This is a genomic window from Mycolicibacterium llatzerense (genome assembly GCF_025331195.1).
Taxonomy (GTDB): Bacteria; Actinomycetota; Actinomycetes; order Mycobacteriales; family Mycobacteriaceae; genus Mycobacterium; species Mycobacterium llatzerense.
Map to the genome: position 1 here is coordinate 2,873,769 of NZ_LXOV01000001.1, position 15,224 is coordinate 2,888,992.

The 15,224-nt window shown below is 67.0% G+C and carries 14 protein-coding genes; 6 read left to right on the plus strand and 8 right to left on the minus strand.

The genetic code is table 11. The features are described from left to right. Window positions 1–13 precede the first annotated feature (13 nt). The 4 genes from A7G45_RS14170 to A7G45_RS14185 are packed head-to-tail and all read left to right on the plus strand — an operon-like array spanning window position 14 to window position 3,956. Window positions 14–1,120 (plus strand): NDMA-dependent alcohol dehydrogenase, encoded by a 1,107-nt coding sequence (locus A7G45_RS14170; RefSeq protein ID WP_071285956.1) that lies wholly within the window; start codon window positions 14–16, stop codon window positions 1,118–1,120. Window positions 1,121–1,145: 25 nt separating this feature from the next. Further along, window positions 1,146–1,946: a prolipoprotein diacylglyceryl transferase gene (locus A7G45_RS14175; RefSeq protein ID WP_071285955.1), complete on the plus strand. Its 801-nt coding sequence runs from the start codon at window positions 1,146–1,148 to the stop codon at window positions 1,944–1,946. Beyond that, window positions 1,927–2,394, plus strand: a complete 468-nt coding sequence (locus tag A7G45_RS14180) for a hypothetical protein (protein WP_162625257.1) — start codon at window positions 1,927–1,929, stop codon at window positions 2,392–2,394. Before A7G45_RS14175 ends, A7G45_RS14180 begins: the two co-directional genes overlap by 20 nt. An 8-nt stretch (window positions 2,395–2,402) precedes the next feature. Further along, window positions 2,403–3,956 (plus strand): radical SAM protein, encoded by a 1,554-nt coding sequence (locus tag A7G45_RS14185; protein WP_260938191.1) that lies wholly within the window; start codon window positions 2,403–2,405, stop codon window positions 3,954–3,956. A gap of 246 nt (window positions 3,957–4,202) precedes the next feature. Here the strand turns inward: A7G45_RS14185 and nagA are convergent, their stop codons facing one another. The 4 genes from nagA to A7G45_RS14205 all read right to left on the minus strand — a co-directional run bounded on the left by nagA (window position 4,203) and on the right by A7G45_RS14205 (window position 9,474). Next, a complete protein-coding gene (gene nagA / locus A7G45_RS14190) occupies window positions 4,203–5,378 on the minus strand; it encodes an N-acetylglucosamine-6-phosphate deacetylase (protein WP_260937783.1) in 1,176 nt (391 codons plus the stop codon). Window positions 5,379–5,391: 13 nt separating this feature from the next. Then, window positions 5,392–6,639 carry a D-alanyl-D-alanine carboxypeptidase family protein gene (locus A7G45_RS14195; protein WP_260937784.1) on the minus strand — a complete coding sequence of 416 codons (1,248 nt, stop codon included), beginning with the start codon at window positions 6,637–6,639 and terminating at the stop codon, window positions 5,392–5,394. 96 nt (window positions 6,640–6,735) lie between these two features. Next, window positions 6,736–7,734: an SMP-30/gluconolactonase/LRE family protein gene (locus A7G45_RS14200; RefSeq protein WP_260937785.1), complete on the minus strand. Its 999-nt coding sequence runs from the start codon at window positions 7,732–7,734 to the stop codon at window positions 6,736–6,738. Between the two features lie 45 nt (window positions 7,735–7,779). Further along, complete coding sequence (locus A7G45_RS14205) at window positions 7,780–9,474, minus strand: APC family permease (protein ID WP_260937787.1); 1,695 nt, start codon at window positions 9,472–9,474, stop codon at window positions 7,780–7,782. 82 nt (window positions 9,475–9,556) lie between these two features. Here A7G45_RS14205 and A7G45_RS14210 point away from each other — a divergent pair, with 82 nt between their 5' ends. Further along, window positions 9,557–10,462, plus strand: coding sequence for a sigma-70 family RNA polymerase sigma factor (locus A7G45_RS14210; protein WP_260937788.1), 906 nt, complete (start codon window positions 9,557–9,559; stop codon window positions 10,460–10,462). Window positions 10,463–10,466: 4 nt separating this feature from the next. On the opposite strand, the gene A7G45_RS14215 is transcribed toward A7G45_RS14210, so the two are convergent. Continuing rightward, the gene (locus tag A7G45_RS14215) at window positions 10,467–11,258 is read right to left on the minus strand and encodes a phosphatidylethanolamine N-methyltransferase family domain-containing protein (protein ID WP_260937790.1); all 792 of its coding nucleotides are present in this window, start codon (window positions 11,256–11,258) and stop codon (window positions 10,467–10,469) included. Window positions 11,259–11,355: 97 nt separating this feature from the next. After that, window positions 11,356–11,943: a carboxymuconolactone decarboxylase family protein gene (locus A7G45_RS14220; protein ID WP_260937793.1), complete on the minus strand. Its 588-nt coding sequence runs from the start codon at window positions 11,941–11,943 to the stop codon at window positions 11,356–11,358. Between the two features lie 82 nt (window positions 11,944–12,025). On the opposite strand from A7G45_RS14220, the gene A7G45_RS14225 reads away from it, so the two are divergent. Further along, window positions 12,026–12,757, plus strand: a complete 732-nt coding sequence (locus tag A7G45_RS14225) for a TetR/AcrR family transcriptional regulator (protein ID WP_260937794.1) — start codon at window positions 12,026–12,028, stop codon at window positions 12,755–12,757. Here the strand turns inward: A7G45_RS14225 and A7G45_RS14230 are convergent. After that, a complete protein-coding gene (locus tag A7G45_RS14230; protein WP_260937796.1) occupies window positions 12,733–14,163 on the minus strand; it encodes an FAD-dependent oxidoreductase in 1,431 nt (476 codons plus the stop codon). The genes A7G45_RS14225 and A7G45_RS14230 overlap by 25 nt on opposite strands. Beyond that, on the minus strand, window positions 14,163–15,140 hold the full coding sequence (locus A7G45_RS14235) for an AurF N-oxygenase family protein (RefSeq protein ID WP_043986687.1): 978 nt from the start codon (window positions 15,138–15,140) through the stop codon (window positions 14,163–14,165). Before A7G45_RS14235 ends, A7G45_RS14230 begins: the two co-directional genes overlap by 1 nt. Between the last annotated feature and the right edge of the window lie 84 nt (window positions 15,141–15,224).

Sequence of the window (15,224 nt, forward strand, 5' to 3'; positions counted from 1 at the left end):
AAGGAATTGATCGATGAAGACCACCGCAGCCGTCCTCCTGGAACCGGGCAAGCCGTTCGAGATCATGGAGCTCGATCTCGACGGTCCCGGCCCCGGCGAGGTGCTGATCAACTACACCGCCGCGGGACTGTGCCACTCCGACCTGCACCTGTCCGACGGTGACCTCCCGCCGCGCTATCCCATCGTCGGTGGGCACGAGGGCGCCGGCATCATCGAGGACGTCGGCCCCGGTGTCACCAAGGTCAAGCCCGGGGACCACGTCGTGTGCAGCTTCATCCCGAGCTGCGGCCACTGCCGGTACTGCTCGACCGGCCGGCAGGCCCTGTGCGACATGGGCGCCACCATTCTCGAAGGCTCCATGCCCGACGGCTCGTTCCGATTCCACAAGGGCGGCACGGATTTCGGTGCCATGTGCATGCTGGGGACGTTCGCAAAGAAGGCCACCATCTCGCAGCACTCGGTGGTCAAGATCGACGATTGGCTGCCGCTGGAGACGGCCGTGCTCGTCGGCTGTGGCGTGCCGACCGGCTGGGGCGGCGCCACGTATGCCGGAAATGTGCGGCCGGGCGACATCACCGTGGTGTACGGCATCGGCGGCATCGGTATCAACGCCGTCCAGGGCGCCGCGCACGCCGGCGCGAAATACATTGTGGCCGTGGACCCGGTGGCCTTCAAGCGCGATACCGCGCTGAAATTCGGTGCCACACATGTCTTTGCGAGCGCCGAGGCCGCGGCCGAGAAGATCAACGAGCTGTCGTGGGGCCAGGGCGCCGACCAGGCCATCATCTGCGTCGGAACCGTCGACGAGGACGTCGTCACATCGGCGTTCAGCGCCATCGGCAAGGGCGGCACCGTCGTCGTCATCGGCATGGCCAACCCCGAGAAGCTCACCATTCATGTCTCGGGCCTGGAGCTCACGTTGTTCGAGAAGACCATTCGCGGCTCGTTGTTCGGCTCGGCCAACCCGCAGTACGACATCATCCGGTTGCTGCGGCTCTACAACGACGGCCAGCTCCAACTCGATGACCTGGTGACCACGCGGTACACCCTCGAAGAGGTCAACCAGGGCTACCAGGACCTTCGGGAGGGTAAGAACATTCGCGGGATCATCGTGCACTGACGGCTGCGGCCGGTAGCTTGACCATGTGATCCCGCAATGGCAGATCGGACCGGTGCAGGTACCGGTGCACGGCCTGTTCGTGGGGCTGGGCGTGCTGGCCGCCGTGATCGTGTTCGTCCATGAGGCGCGCCGCCGCGGTGCGGTGAACGAACAGTCACTCGTGGCCGTCACCGGCGCCCTCGTCGGCGGGGCGATCGGCATGCGGGCGTCGGGGTTGGTGCGTCACCTGGATTTCAGTGCCAATCCGACTGTCGCGCACGCGTGGGAGTACGGGTCCAAGAGCATCCTCGGAGGGCTGCTCGGTGCTTACCTCGGCGTCTTGGTCGCCAAGCGACTTGGGGGGTACCGAGGTAAGACCGGCGACCTGTTCGCGCCGGCGGTCGCCCTCGGGATGGCGGTAGGCCGAATCGGCTGTCTGCTGACCGAGGCACCCGGACGGCCGACGACGCTGCCGTGGGGGGTGCACGCCCCGGCGAGCACCCCCGAGTGCCCAGGGTGTGTGGCGGGACTGGCCATGCACCCGTCGTTCGGGTACGAAATCCTCTTCCAGCTGGCGGCTTTCGCCGCGCTCATGTGGTTGCGGCCGCGCATCACCCATCCCGGCGAGCTGTTCGTGATCTACATCGCCGCGTACGCGGTGTTCCGCTTCTTCGTGGAATTCGTCCGTGCCAACGAGACGGTGTGGCTGGATCTGACACGGCCGCAATGGGTTCTGCTGCCATCATTGGCGCTCTTGGGGTTCCGGATATGGCGCGGCTATTGCCGTGGCTACTACCCGATTTCGTCGGCAGACAAGGAGGGCGACCGTGTCCGAGCCGCCAATTGATTATCCAGACGATGAGCCCGGCAATGGCGTGCCGCCCGGTCAGAATCCGCAACACCCCCAGTACCCGCAATACCCCCAATTTCCGCCGCAGTACCCGCAATACCCTCAGTACCCGCCGCAGTATCCGCAATACGGCTATCCGCCGCAGCCGGTGCCGAATCCGAACGGGGTCTCGGTCGGTGGCGCGATCGGCGGGGTCTTTCTGTTTCCGGTGCTGAATCTCGGCATCGGCCTGGTCACCTTGATGGCCTCCAATCAAGGAACAGGCGCACTGGTTGTTGGTGCCGTGGTGCTGGCGCTCACCGCGTTCGGCGGCGGGTTCGCGCTCTGGAAGACCGGCAACCCCATCGGCAAGGGATTCGGCTTGGGCCTGATGATCGGCTGGGCACTCACCTCGATACTGTCTGTCGGCTTCTGCACCGGCCTGAATCCGGAGATGTACACGTGACAGCCGGGATGGGTCTGCGGGGTGACCGGTTACTGCGCTACGTCACGGCGTACTGCCCGGACTGTCACCACGAGGCACCGGAACGGCCGCTCGCCGACGTCGCGCGACTGTCCGGCCGGCTGGTGGAACGCGACGGACGGGTGTGGCTGGAGCGGGGCTGCCCGGCGCACGGTCTGGTGAGCACCCTCTACGACGAGAACCCGGAGATTCTGTCCTATCTGGAGGAATGGACGGCACCGACCAAGTCACACATCCCTGATGTGGCAGGCAATTTCGATCCGATTCCGTCGGCCTATCTGCGTGGGCTGCCGGAGATGCAGACCCAGCACACCTGCATCCTGCTCGAAGACATCGCCGAGGCCTGCAACCTGCGGTGCCCTACCTGCTTCACCGATTCGTCGCCCGATCTGCGCAACGTGGTGCCGGTCGCCGAGGTGCTCGCGAACGTCGACCAGCGGCTGGCCCGGGAGAACGGGCGGCTGGACGTGCTGATGCTCTCGGGCGGAGAACCGACGCTGCATCCCGACCTGGCGGAACTGCTCGACGAACTCACCCGCCGGCCCATCACGCGAATCCTGATCAACACCAACGGAGTTCGCATCGCGACCGATGATGTCCTGCTCGAGCTGATCAGTTCCCATCGGCAGCGGGTCGAGGTGTATCTGCAATATGACGGCCTGTCCGAGACGGCCCACCGGCATCATCGCGGCGGCGATTTACGGAGGCTGAAACAGCAGGTGCTGCAGCGTCTTTCGGCTCAGCAGATATTCACGACCCTGGTGATGGCTGCCGCGTTGGGCGTCAACGACGACGAGATCGGCGACATGGTGCGGCTCGCGCTGGATACTCCCTACGTCGGTGGCATCACCATCCAGCCGCAGTTCGGTTCGGGGCGTTCGGGGAGCCTGGACGCGCGCGACCGGCTGACCCACACCGGTGTGCTGAGCCGGCTCGGTCCGCAGACCGACGGCCTGGTGACGTGGCGTGACCTGACCGCGCTGCCGTGCTCGCACCCGCACTGCTGCTCGGTCGGCTACGTGCTGCGCGACGATGCCGGGCGGTGGCGGTCGCTGGTGTCGCTGATCGGCCATGACGTCCTCAAGGACCGACTCGGATTGGTGTCCAACAGAATTGCCGACAGCGAGCTGCCGCAGGAACTGCAACTGGCGGTACGTGAATCGCTGCTCGGCCTGCTGTCCGAACAGTCCTCGCTGTCGCACCCCGGGATCGGCGAGGTGTGGCGAACCATCTGCCAGAACTGCGATCTCGGCATGCCGACCCTGCTGGCCCTCGCGTCGTCAGCCCTGCCCGGTGGGAAGAACCGGGTGCGGAAGCTGTTGGGGGAGCGCGTGGTTCGCATCACCGTCAAACCGTTCATGGACATCTCGACCATGATCGAGGAGCGGCTGGTGCAGTGCTGCGTTCACGTCGCGACCCGCTCCAGTCAGGACCAGTGCGCACCGTTCTGCGCGGTGCAGGCCTGGCCGGCACTGGGACGCCAGCGGATGTCGATTGCCGCTGGCAGCGACCTTGGAAAGGCCTTGCCGCTCTCGGTGATCTGAGGGTGGCCGACTTCTCTTCTGCCTCGCGATCCTGACTGCAGGGTGATTTTCTGAGGGTCAGTTTTCCGCCGTGTGGTCAGGCTCGCGGTGTTCGATGCTCGACATTCGATTGACTTTGAGGCTACGTACACGGCTACTCGCAGAAACCCGCCCTGATTACAGGCTCAACGCCATGCGAGCAGTCACCGTCGTTGATCCTGACATGGCGGCGCGAGTCACTCGAACAAATGCGCCCTGGATACAGGGTCAACGCGGAAAGGCGGCTCCGGCGGCAGCCCGCCACACCCCGCGCCGCACCACCGCGCGCACGTGCAGCTTGCGGTCCAGCACGACCAGATCGGCGGACGCACCGGGCCGTAGCGCGCCGACGTCGTCGAGACCCAGCGTGCGCGCCGGGGTCGCGGCCGTCATCGCCACCGCATGCCGCAACGCGGAGTCTGACGCGGACTCCAAACCCGTTGCCGCCGTGCGGAACAGGGCATCCATGGTCGCGGTGCTGCCCGCGATGGTGGAGTGCTCGCGCAGCCGCGCCACGGATCCGCTGACCTCGACGTCGAGGCCGCCCAGTTGGTACGACCCGTCAGGCATGCCGGCGGCCGCCATCGCATCGGTGATCAGGGCGACGCGTTCCGAGCCCGCGGTGACCGCCACCTGATGCACCAGCGCCGGGTGCAGATGCACGCCGTCGGCGATGAGCTCGACGGTCACTCGGGCATCCTCCAGCAGCGCCAGTGCCGGCCCCGGATCGCGATGATGCAGGGGACGCATGCCGTTGAACACATGCGTACCGACGGTGGCGCCCAGTTGCAGCGCTCGTTTGGTCTCTTCGTAGCTGGCGTCGGTATGGCCCACGGCCACAATGACTCCCGCGTCGACGAATCGCTCGATCGCGACGTCGGCGCCCGGCAGTTCCGGGGCGATGGTGACCATCCGGATGGCCCCGTCGGCGGCGGCGAGCAGGCTGTCGATCTCGGCAGGGTCGGGGTCACGCAATTGCGTCATGTCGTGTGCGCCGCACCGTGCGGAACTCAGCCACGGACCTTCCAGGTGAATCCCGGCGACGACGCCGTCGCGTGCGGCGTCGGCCAGGGTCTGAACCTGTGCCAGCAGCACTTCCGGTGCCGCGGTGACCAAGCTGGCCAGGGTGGTCGTGGTCCCGTGGGTGCGGTGAAATTCGGCGGCTCGCGCTACCTCGTCGGGATCGTCAGTGCTGTAGGAGAATCCGCCGCCGCCATGCACATGCATGTCCACGAAGCCCGGAACCACAACGCCTTCCGGGAAGTCGACGTCGACACTGCGCGGTGCGGCACCGCTACCGGATGCCAGAATTCGGTCGCCGCTGATCTCCAGCCACCCGGGCCGCGACACAGCGTCGAGCGCTGAGCCTCCCAAAACAACGGTCCCGGCCGAGATGAGCGTCATCGCCGGTCATTCTCTACCGGTTGGCGTGCTGCGGGCGCCGATTGATCGAACGCGCCGCCATCATCAGCGAGAGCACCACCGCGGCCCCGACCACGCCGACGCCGACGCGGATCGGCAGCGCGTCGACCGGCGGCAGGCTGTCCAGGCCCGCAGCGGCGGCCGGATGCTTGGCGTCGGGCTTGCGTTGGATGAGCGACGGGTCCGGCTCGATCAACGTGCCGACCTTGGTGCCCGGCGGGGTGGCGAAGCCGTAGTCCAGCAGCCGTGCGGCCTGCTCCCACGGCGCGATCGGCACCCGGGTGCCGTGCAGCAGGATCGCGACCAGCCGGCGTCCGCCGCGATCGGCGGCGCCGACGAACGTCTGCCCGGCATCGTCGGTGTAACCGGTCTTGCCGCCGAGCGCGCCCGGGTAGTTGTAGAGCAGCTTGTTGTCGTTCTCCAGCTCGTAGCCGGGGTGGTCACCGGGTTCGCCGGGCTTGGCCGGATGCCCGGGGAAGTCGTATTTCTGGGTCGAGACGATGGAGGCGAAGGTCGGGTTCTGCCAGGCGTAGCGGTAGAACAGCCCCATGTCGTAGGCCGAGGTGCTCATGCCCGGGCCGTCGAGGCCGGACGGGGTGGCCGCCCGGGTATCACGGCCGCCGAGCTTGGACGCCAGGTCGTTGATCTTGGTGATGGCGGTGTCCATGCCACCAACCTGCATCGCCAGCGCGTGTGCCGCGTCGTTGCCCGAGTGCATGAGCAGGCCGTGCAGCAGGTCGTTGACGGTGTAGACGCCGCCGTCGTCGACGCCGACGCGGGTGCCCTCGGCGGAAGCGTCCTCGATGGTGCCGGTGACGCGCTTGTTGACGGTAAGTTCGCGCAGGGCCTGCGTCGCGATCAGCACCTTGATGATGCTGGCCGGGCGGTGCCGGCCGTGCGGGTCCTTGGCGGCGATGATCTCGCCACTGTCCAGATCGGCCAGCAGCCAGGCGTCAGCCGAGACGTCGCCGGGCAGCGGTGGCATGTCGGGCGCGGCGACGATGCCGCAGCTGCCCATCAGATCGCCGCCGAGCGGTGTCGCGGGCACCGGGATGGGGGCCGGCGGGTCGCCGGCTTTGGGTACCTCGGATTGGTCGACCGCGGGCGGGGTGTTGACCCGGAACGGGCACGGGTCGGCGGCCGGTGGGTCGGGTTCGGCAAAGGCGACCGCCGGTGCAGCCGTCAGGAAAAACGCTGCTGCCAGGGCTGCAGCGCGTTGTGCCGTCGATCGGGTGGTCGCCATGGTGTCGCCAGATTAGGCGACGGAGCCCTGGAAACGGTGTTGCCGCGCTGTGACAAATGGGGTTGAAGTTACAAATGTGAAATAGGTAACCGGCGGCTACCCGCGCTCGGGGAGCGCGCAGTGGGCCAGTGCCGGGACGCCGATGGAGCTCATCCACAGCCGCCCGTCGTGTTCGACGAGTCCGGTGACCTGTCCGAACTGGCGGTGCCGGCCGCGCACGCCCGCGACCGCGGCGCCGCTGTCGGGGTCGAAGGCGACAGCCCACACCTCCAACGGCATCTGCGGTTGCAGCGCCTCCGGCAACCGCCACACCAGCTGGCGCAGGATCGTCGGCCGCGGGGCCAGCCACTCCGCGGCGGCATTGATCGGGGTGACGAACGCGACCCAGATCCGGCCGTCGGCGCCCGTCGAGATGTTGTCGGGCATGCCGGGCAGGTTGACCGCCAGTGGGGTGATGGTTCCGGCCTGCGGTCCCGACAACCAGTACTTCGACAGCCGGCGGCCCTGGGTCTCGGCGAACACCAGCGCGGTGCCGTCCGCGGTGACGGTGACGCCGTTGGCGAAGTACAAGCCGTCGCGCAGCGTGCTGACCGTGCCGTCGGTCGCCAGTTTGTACAGGCCGCCGTCGCCGCGGGCCTCGAGAATCGCCGCGCGGAAATGCTCGTAGTGGAAGGAGCTGGTCGACTCGGTGAAATAGATTGTGCCGTCGTCGGTTTCGGTCACGTTGGAGCAGAACCGCAGCGGCCGGCCGTCGATATCGGGTACCAGCACCTCGAGGGCGCCGGTGCCGGGGTCCAGGGCCAGCAGCCCACGGTAGCTGTCGCAGACCAGCACCCGTCCGTCGCGGGCGACATGCAGCCCCAGCGGTCGGCCGCCGGTATCGGCGACGACATCCGTGCTGCCGTCGGGGGAGACCCGAACGATCCGTCCGTCCACGAGGCCCGTCCACAACGCACCGTCGGCGTCGACGACGACGTCCTCCGGAGCATCGCCCGGCATCGGCACGATGGTGAGTTCCGCTGACGGGAACTCGGGCAGGGCGTCGACCGGCGGCGGGGTCCAGCGCACCGGATTGATGGACGGCTTGTTCGGCACGTGTAGAAGTTAACGCCAATGGGTGGGCTGCTCGCGGGCAATCGGCTAGCCGCGGCGGAATTCCTCTCCGGTCGCCGTGTCCACCGCAGTCTCGCCCGGCGGCAGGTTCGACAGGTCGGGCGCGATGACCGTCGGCATGTCACCCGAGTCGGGCAGTCCGAAATGGGCGACCGCCGGGGTATCCAGCACCAGGTCGTGACGCCGTGGCAGCGTCAGCCCGCGGAAGTACTCGGGGCGCGCGAAGCGCCAGGCGAACATCAGCACCACACCCAGCAGCAGGCCGACGACGCCGACCACACCGACCGCGCCGAATCCGAAAATGGTGACGTCATGGTGGTTTTCGTCTTTGAGCCAGTCCGGCTTGCTGTATTGGACCAGGCCGTAGCCGAACACCACCGACAGCGTGATGCCACCGACCACCGGCAACAGGCCACGCATCACGAAGTCGCGAGTGTTGCGGGTCAACGTCTTTCGGTAGAACCAGGCGCAGGCAAACCCGGTCAGCGCGTAGTAGAACGCGATCATCAGGCCGACCGAGCCGATGAGCGCCGTCAGCAGATCGGCGCTGATCGCGGTGAACAGCACGTAGCACAGCACCGACGCCACGCCCATCACGATGGTGGACGTGGTGGGCGTCAGGTACTGGCGATGAATCTTCGCGAAACTCTGTGGCAGCGCGCGGTATACGCCCATGGACAGGGTGGTGCGCGCCGTCGGCATGATGGTCGTCTGCGTCGAGGCCGCGGCCGAGGTCAGGATCGACGCCGACAGCAACAGCATCCCGATCTTCCCGATCACGCTGTCGCCGAACAACGATGGCCCGATCGCGGTGAACACGTCCTTGGCGTTCTCCTGGTTGCCCAGCCCGATGCCTTCGGTGCCCACGCCGGCGAACGCGATGGTCGAGACCGTCACCAACGCGTACGTGACCAGCAGCAGGAACGTCGAGATGACGGCGGCACGACCCGGGGTGCGGCCCGGATCGTCGGACTCCTCGTTGCACGCCACCGCGGTGTCCCAACCCCAGTAGATGAAGATGGTGGCCAGTACCGCCGGAGCGATCACCGAGCCGAAATCCATTCCGCCAGGCCAGAACCAGGACCACGACGGCATGATCGAGTAGGCATGCCCGTGGTGCGTGTACACCTTTACCAGCGCCACGACCGACACCACGATCAGGACGACGACCTCGACGGTCAACAGCACGTACTGCAACCGGGCCGACACCTCGATGCCGCGGTAGCAGATGTACGTCATCAGGACGATCCAGATGACGCCCGCGACCGTCGACCACAGGGTGCTGTTCGCCAGACCGGCGGCCGAATGCCAACCCAGATCGCCGACGAAGGTGAACGAGTACGACCCGGCGATCTGCGCCAGATTGGCCATCACGATGACGTCGGAGGCGATGATGCCCCAACCGCCCAGCCACCCGACCACCGGCCCGAAAGCCCTTGCGGCCCAGGTGAACGTGGTGCCGCAGTCAGGCTCGGCCTTGTTCAGCTCCTGGTAGGCGACGGCGATGAGGTACATCGGCACGAACGAAATGAGCATGATCGCAGGGGCTTTGACGCCCGCCAGCAGCGTCCCACCGGCCGCGATGACCAGGCCGAGCGTCGCGGCCAGGCTGTACGCGGGCGCCGTGGACGCCAACCCGACCACCACGCTGGACACCAGACCGAGGGCACCCCGTTTGAGGCCTTTGTCCTCGACCACGATGTTTGGCGCTGTTGTTGTCATGGGCTCCCTGCTCATCCCCGGTTGATTGCCGAAGAGATGCTACGGTTCGCGGCCGCCAAGCGACGAGTCGTAGGTTGGTGGGGTGACGACTGCGCAGGACACCGACGAGTTCGAGCGGCTGCGCCCGCACCTACTGTCCGTCGCCTACCGGCTGACCGGCGTGTACGCCGACGCCGAGGACATCGTGCAGGACGCCTGGTTGCGCTGGCACGGCGCGGATATCGGCGCCATCGCCGAGCCGCGCGCCTGGCTGACGACCGTCGTCAGTCGCCTCGGGCTGGACCGGCTGCGGTCCGCCGCGCACCGCCGCGAGGCGTACTTCGGTGAGTGGCTGCCCGAGCCGGTGGTGACGGGGTTCGACGCCTCCGATCCGCTGGCCGCCGTGGTCGCGGGGGAGGACGCCCGCTTTGCCGCCATGGTGGTGCTGGAGCGGTTGACGCCCGATCAGCGGGTGGCCTTCGTCCTGCACGACGGCTTCGCGGTGCCGTTCACCGAGATCGCGTCGGTGCTCGGCGTGACGGACGCCGGCGCGCGGCAACTCGCGTCACGTGCCCGGCGGGCGGTCTCGGCGGCTCCGGCGCCGCCGCCGGACGCCGGTCACAACGAGGTCGTCGGCAAACTGATGGCTGCCCTCGCCAGTGGTGACATGGCCGCCGTCGTCGAACTGCTGCACCCCGACGCGACGTTCACCGGCGACTCCAACCGGCGGGCGCCGACCGCGCCGCGCACCATCGTCGGCGCGGACAAGGTGGCACGGTTCCTGTTCGGCCTGGCCAGACGCTATGGACCGCAATGGCTTTCGACGTCACAGTTGGCGTTGATCAACGGCGAGCTCGGCGCGTACTCACCGGGTCTGCCGGCCGACGGCGAGCATCCCGAGATGCTGCCGCGCGTCACCGCGATGACGGTGCGCGACGGCAAGGTCGTCGCACTGTGGGACATCGCGAACCCGGACAAGTTCACGGCGTCACCGCTGAAGCAGCACTAGCGGCTCACACGACGTAGGGGATCAACGCCTTGCGATCGGTGGGGTACTCGGGGAACTTCTCCTGGTACCAGGTGTGGGTACCCAGCGCCCGGGGGATCAGATTGCCCGCGGTGATCAACAGGATGACGACGCCGGGCAGCGCCCAGGTGAGGATCGCGAAGCCGGACCAGGCGATGAGTTCGCCCAGGTACGCGGGGCTGGTGACGAACCGGAACCCGCCGCCGAACGGAATGCGGTATTCCGCACCACCGGGGTTGTTCTTGTCGCGCAGGTTCCGGACGATCGATTCGGAGTTCACCAGCAGCGCGAATCCGCACAGGTAGACCACCAGCCCGACAATGAATCGAGGGTCGGTCAGCCACGCGGTGGTGTACTGGCCGAAGAAGTCGTGGCTGAAGAGGGTCCCGTTGAGATAGCCGTGCATCGCCGTGACGAGCATGCCCATCACGATGACCGAGACGTTGAAGGTGCCGCGCTTACCGGGCACCTGGCGGATCGCCAGCGGGAAGAACCACCCCCGGTTGGCGTAGTGCAGCATCCAGATCCCGGCCAGCACCAGAGACGTCGGCTCGAATCGGTTGGGCCCGGCCAGGTAGCTGACGAGGAACACCACCGTCGCCGGGATCTCCATCAGCCACCAGCCGAGCTTCGGGTTGAGGTTCAAGCCGAGTTTGGTCGTTGAGAAACGCCCGTACGAACTCTGCGCGAAGAAACCGCCGATGATCACGAACACGGCGAACCCGAAGGCAGCGGTCAGCACCGTGTCGTAGAACGTGTTTCCGGTGTACCAGTGCATGCGTGCTCCTCGCTGAGCAGGTGGTTTCAGCGGCCGGGGCCGCTATTTCTGTAACGTGTTCTACCACCTGGCCGCATCGGGAAGCCAGCGCCCCGGGTTACTGCGACTGGGTCTCCCAAGGCACCCGGCACGCGTCGCCCGAGCTGAAGCCCTGCTCGGTGATGCCGAGCGCGGCGTACATCCGCGACCGCATGTTCTCCACGGCGATCTGGTAGGTCAGCTCGATGACACCGGCCTCGCCGAACCGGCGCTTGAGGTCGTCGACCTGTTCGTCGGACACGGTGTGCGGATCGGTGGTCATCGCGTTGGCGTAGGCGATCGCGGCCCGCTCGTCGGCGGTGAACAGCGGGGAGGTCGCGTATTCATCGATGTGCTTGAGCCGCTCAACATCCAGGCTCTCCATCCGCATCAGCATGGTGCCGAAGTCGACGCACCAGGAGCAGCCCACTGTCCGCGCGGTCCAGAACACCGCGAGTTCGCGGACCGACTCGGGCAGCGTCTTCGAGCCGCTTTTCAACAGGCCCTCGTGCACGGCGTTGGCGACCAGCAGTCGCGGGTGGTGCGCCGCGACGGCGAAGGGCTCGGGCACCTCGCCGAACTCGCGCTTGGCGTAGCGGTACATCAGCCGGGTCAGCAGGCCGGCACGTTGCGGGGGCAGGGGCGCGATGCGTGGTGTTGTCGTCATATCTGTTGGACGAGGCAGCCATGAAATGTGTGACGAGGCGTGGCGGGCGTCACACGATGGGGCAGCGGCTACCGTGTGACACATGTCCGTGGCCCCCAACTCCGCGTCGGTGAGTGGCTACGAGGCGCGGTGGGAGCAGCACAACGCCGAACGCCGGTCCCAGATCCTGCTGGCCATGATCGAGCTGCTGGAAGAGAGCCCGCCCGGCGCCGACATCTCTGTCGCGGCCATTGCCAAGCGCGCGGGCGTCGCCAAGTCGGTGATCTACCGGCAGACCTCCGGCAAGGAGGAACTCGAGCGTCGGGTGCGGTCGTACCTGATCGACGACTTCGGCTCCGTCCTGGTCGGCAAGCTCGACATCACCGACGGTTCGTTGCGGGAGATTCTGACCCGGACCATCGAGGCGGTCGCGGACTGGATGATCGACCATCCGCGGTTGAACGAATTCGCGCGCAATGGCCCGTCGTTCGAGGGCGACCAGACGCTCGACGCGGTCGGTGAGCTGAAGCTGCGCATCATCGATCGCGCGGACGGCATCATCGCCGCGATCCAGATGGCGATCGGCGTCGAGGACAGCGCCTTCAAACTGGTCCCGCTGGCCATCGTCACCATGGTCGAGGAGACGCTCTTCGCCTGGGTGCGCAGCCCGGCGCCGACGCACACGCGCGAAGAGATGATCGCGCACCTGGCCGACTTCACCTGGTACGTCATCGACGGTGCCGCCCGGGCCATCGGGTTCGAGGTCAGCCGCGATGAACCGCTGACGTCGGTGGTCGCCGCGTTGGCTGCTCAGGCCAACAAGCCGGCGTTGTAGTCGGCCACCAGGCTGCGCACGGACTCCTGCGCGCACGACTTGTTGGTGCCGATGAACCCCGTCGGCCCGCGTTTGATCCAGCCCGTCACGTAGGTTTTCGCGACGCCGTCAACCCGGCCCTGGTTGTTGGGGATGATGCCGCCTGCGTCGTCGAACGGCACGTCGGCGACCGGCCGGCCGCGATAGCCGATGGACGTCAGCGCCAGTCCGGCGGTGACGGTGTGTACGTCCCCGGTCGGCTTCACTTTCGCGGTGCCATCGGCCGCCGCGACCAGTTCGTTGCGGGCGAATTCGATTTCCAGTCCGGCCGCGGTGCGCGCAATGGCGGTGGGCGACTGCAGATACTCCAATACGATGCGGCGGTTGCCGGGCCTTTGTGGGAGGCCCCTGAGGACGCGTGAGCGCGGATCGGTGTCGGGCAGTGACGCCAGATCCTGCGGGGAGACGACGACGTCGACGTCGGGCATGGACGTCAGGCCGACCAGCTCCGGCACCGTGAACGCCGACTGCGCGAGCCCACGTCGTCCCACGACCACGACCTCGTCGATCTTGCTCTGCCGCAAGGCTTTCAAGGCGTGCGGCGCGATGTCGGTGGCAGCGAGGCGCTCGGGATCGGTGGTGAGTATCCGGGCGACGTCGAGCGCGACGTTTCCGTTGCCGATCACGACGGCGCGCGGCTGTGACAGATCGAAAGTGCAGTCGGCGAAGTCCGGATGACCGTTATACCAAGCCACGAATCGAGTGGCTGAGCTGACGGCCGAGAGGTCCGCGCCGGGCACCTCGAGCGGGCGGTCCGTGGACGCGCCCACCGCGTAGATGACGGCGTCGTGGTCGGCGAGCAGCTGCTGGTGCGTGACGTCGGTGCCGACCTCGACCCCGGTCACCAGCTCCAGCCGCGGATCTGCGGTGATGGTGTCGAACTGTCGGGACACCGCACGGGTACGCCGGTGATCAGGTGCGACGCCGTACCGTGCGAGACCGCCGGACTGGGGGAGTCGCTCGTACATCCGGACGCGGGCGGCCGGGATGGTCAGCACCTCGTCGGCGGCGTACATGGCGGCCGGGCCGGAGCCGACGATAGCCACCCTCAACGCTCCGGGTGCCCGAACCTGCAGCGGCGGGACGACCGGCGCCAGCAGCGGGCGGGGCCGGGGTTCTTTGTAGAAGTCGGCGTTGAGCTCCAGAAAGACCTTCTCGGACGGGTCCAGAGAACCGTCGTGCTTGATGGCGTCGACCGGGCAGGCCGTCACGCACGCACCGCAATCGACGCACTCCACCGGATCGATGTAGAGCATCTCGGCGGTGTGGAAGTCGGGCTCGTCGGGCGTGGGGTGAATGCAGTTGACCGGGCAGGCGTAGACGCAGGACGCGTCGCTGCAGCAGGACTGCGTGATGACGTGGGGCATCAGGCGATCAACTGTGCCTCGCGGTTGGGGGCACTGCGGTAGCGGGCCGTCTCACCGGCGATGCCGCAGCGCTTCCACATCCAGCGTCCGACGCGGTTCATCAGGCCGATCTCCTCGGCGAGCGCACGGGTCTCGTCGAAGAAGCTCGCCATGATCTTCCGTGACTGCGGGCTGCGCCAGAATGCTTGCCGCATAACCTCTTCGGGGATGTCGAACTGCTTGCCGAACGACTTCGGGGACGCCATGATCTCGTGCGCCAACCAGCGCAGCGTCAGCGGGAACGCGACGGTGGCGAAGGCCCTGAACCGCCACGACCGTTTCGGCATGTGGGTCTTGAGGAACTCGTTGGCCCACGAGATGTGGCGGGCCTCCTCGGCGATGTGGATCTGCATCGTCCGCAGCACGGCCGGCGGCAGGTTCGCGCCGTCGCGGATCATGCCCTTCTGGAAGTGGTCGATGGGCTCTTCGCCGGCGAGGATGCCGGCCATGAACGCCGTCGGCGAGTACTGGCCCACCAGGCCGATGTACGGCGACAGCCGGAAGAACAGCTTGCGCATGCCCGGCACATCGGTCCCGGAGCGGTTGACCAGCTCCTGGAACATCTGAATGTGGTTGCACTCTTCGGTCATCTCGTGCAGCGCGTAGCGGAACTCGGGGGAGTTGTTGGGCAGCTTCATGATGAACGCCATCAGCCCGCGGATCAGGATGCTCTCGAACGCCGCACCCACCTTGACGGTGTTGAGCGTCCGCCAGCGGCCGATCTCGATCTGCCGGGCGAGGGGCTGGCTCTGGTACCACTCGGTCGCACCCAGCGGGTCGATGGTGGTGGACAGCACCCACCGTGGATCCTGCAGGTCGATCTGCATGTCGGGGGCATCCCACGCGATGTCCAGGTACGGGTCGAAGCGGCGTCGCACCGAGCCTTCGGACAACACATCGAGCAGGTTCTGGTAGTCGGGCTTCATTGCCTGAGTCATGCCACCAATTTACCGGGAACGGCGGTCCCAGTAAATACCTGACTTTCTCCCCGCCGAACGTGAAGTAGATCGTGAGATTTCGCC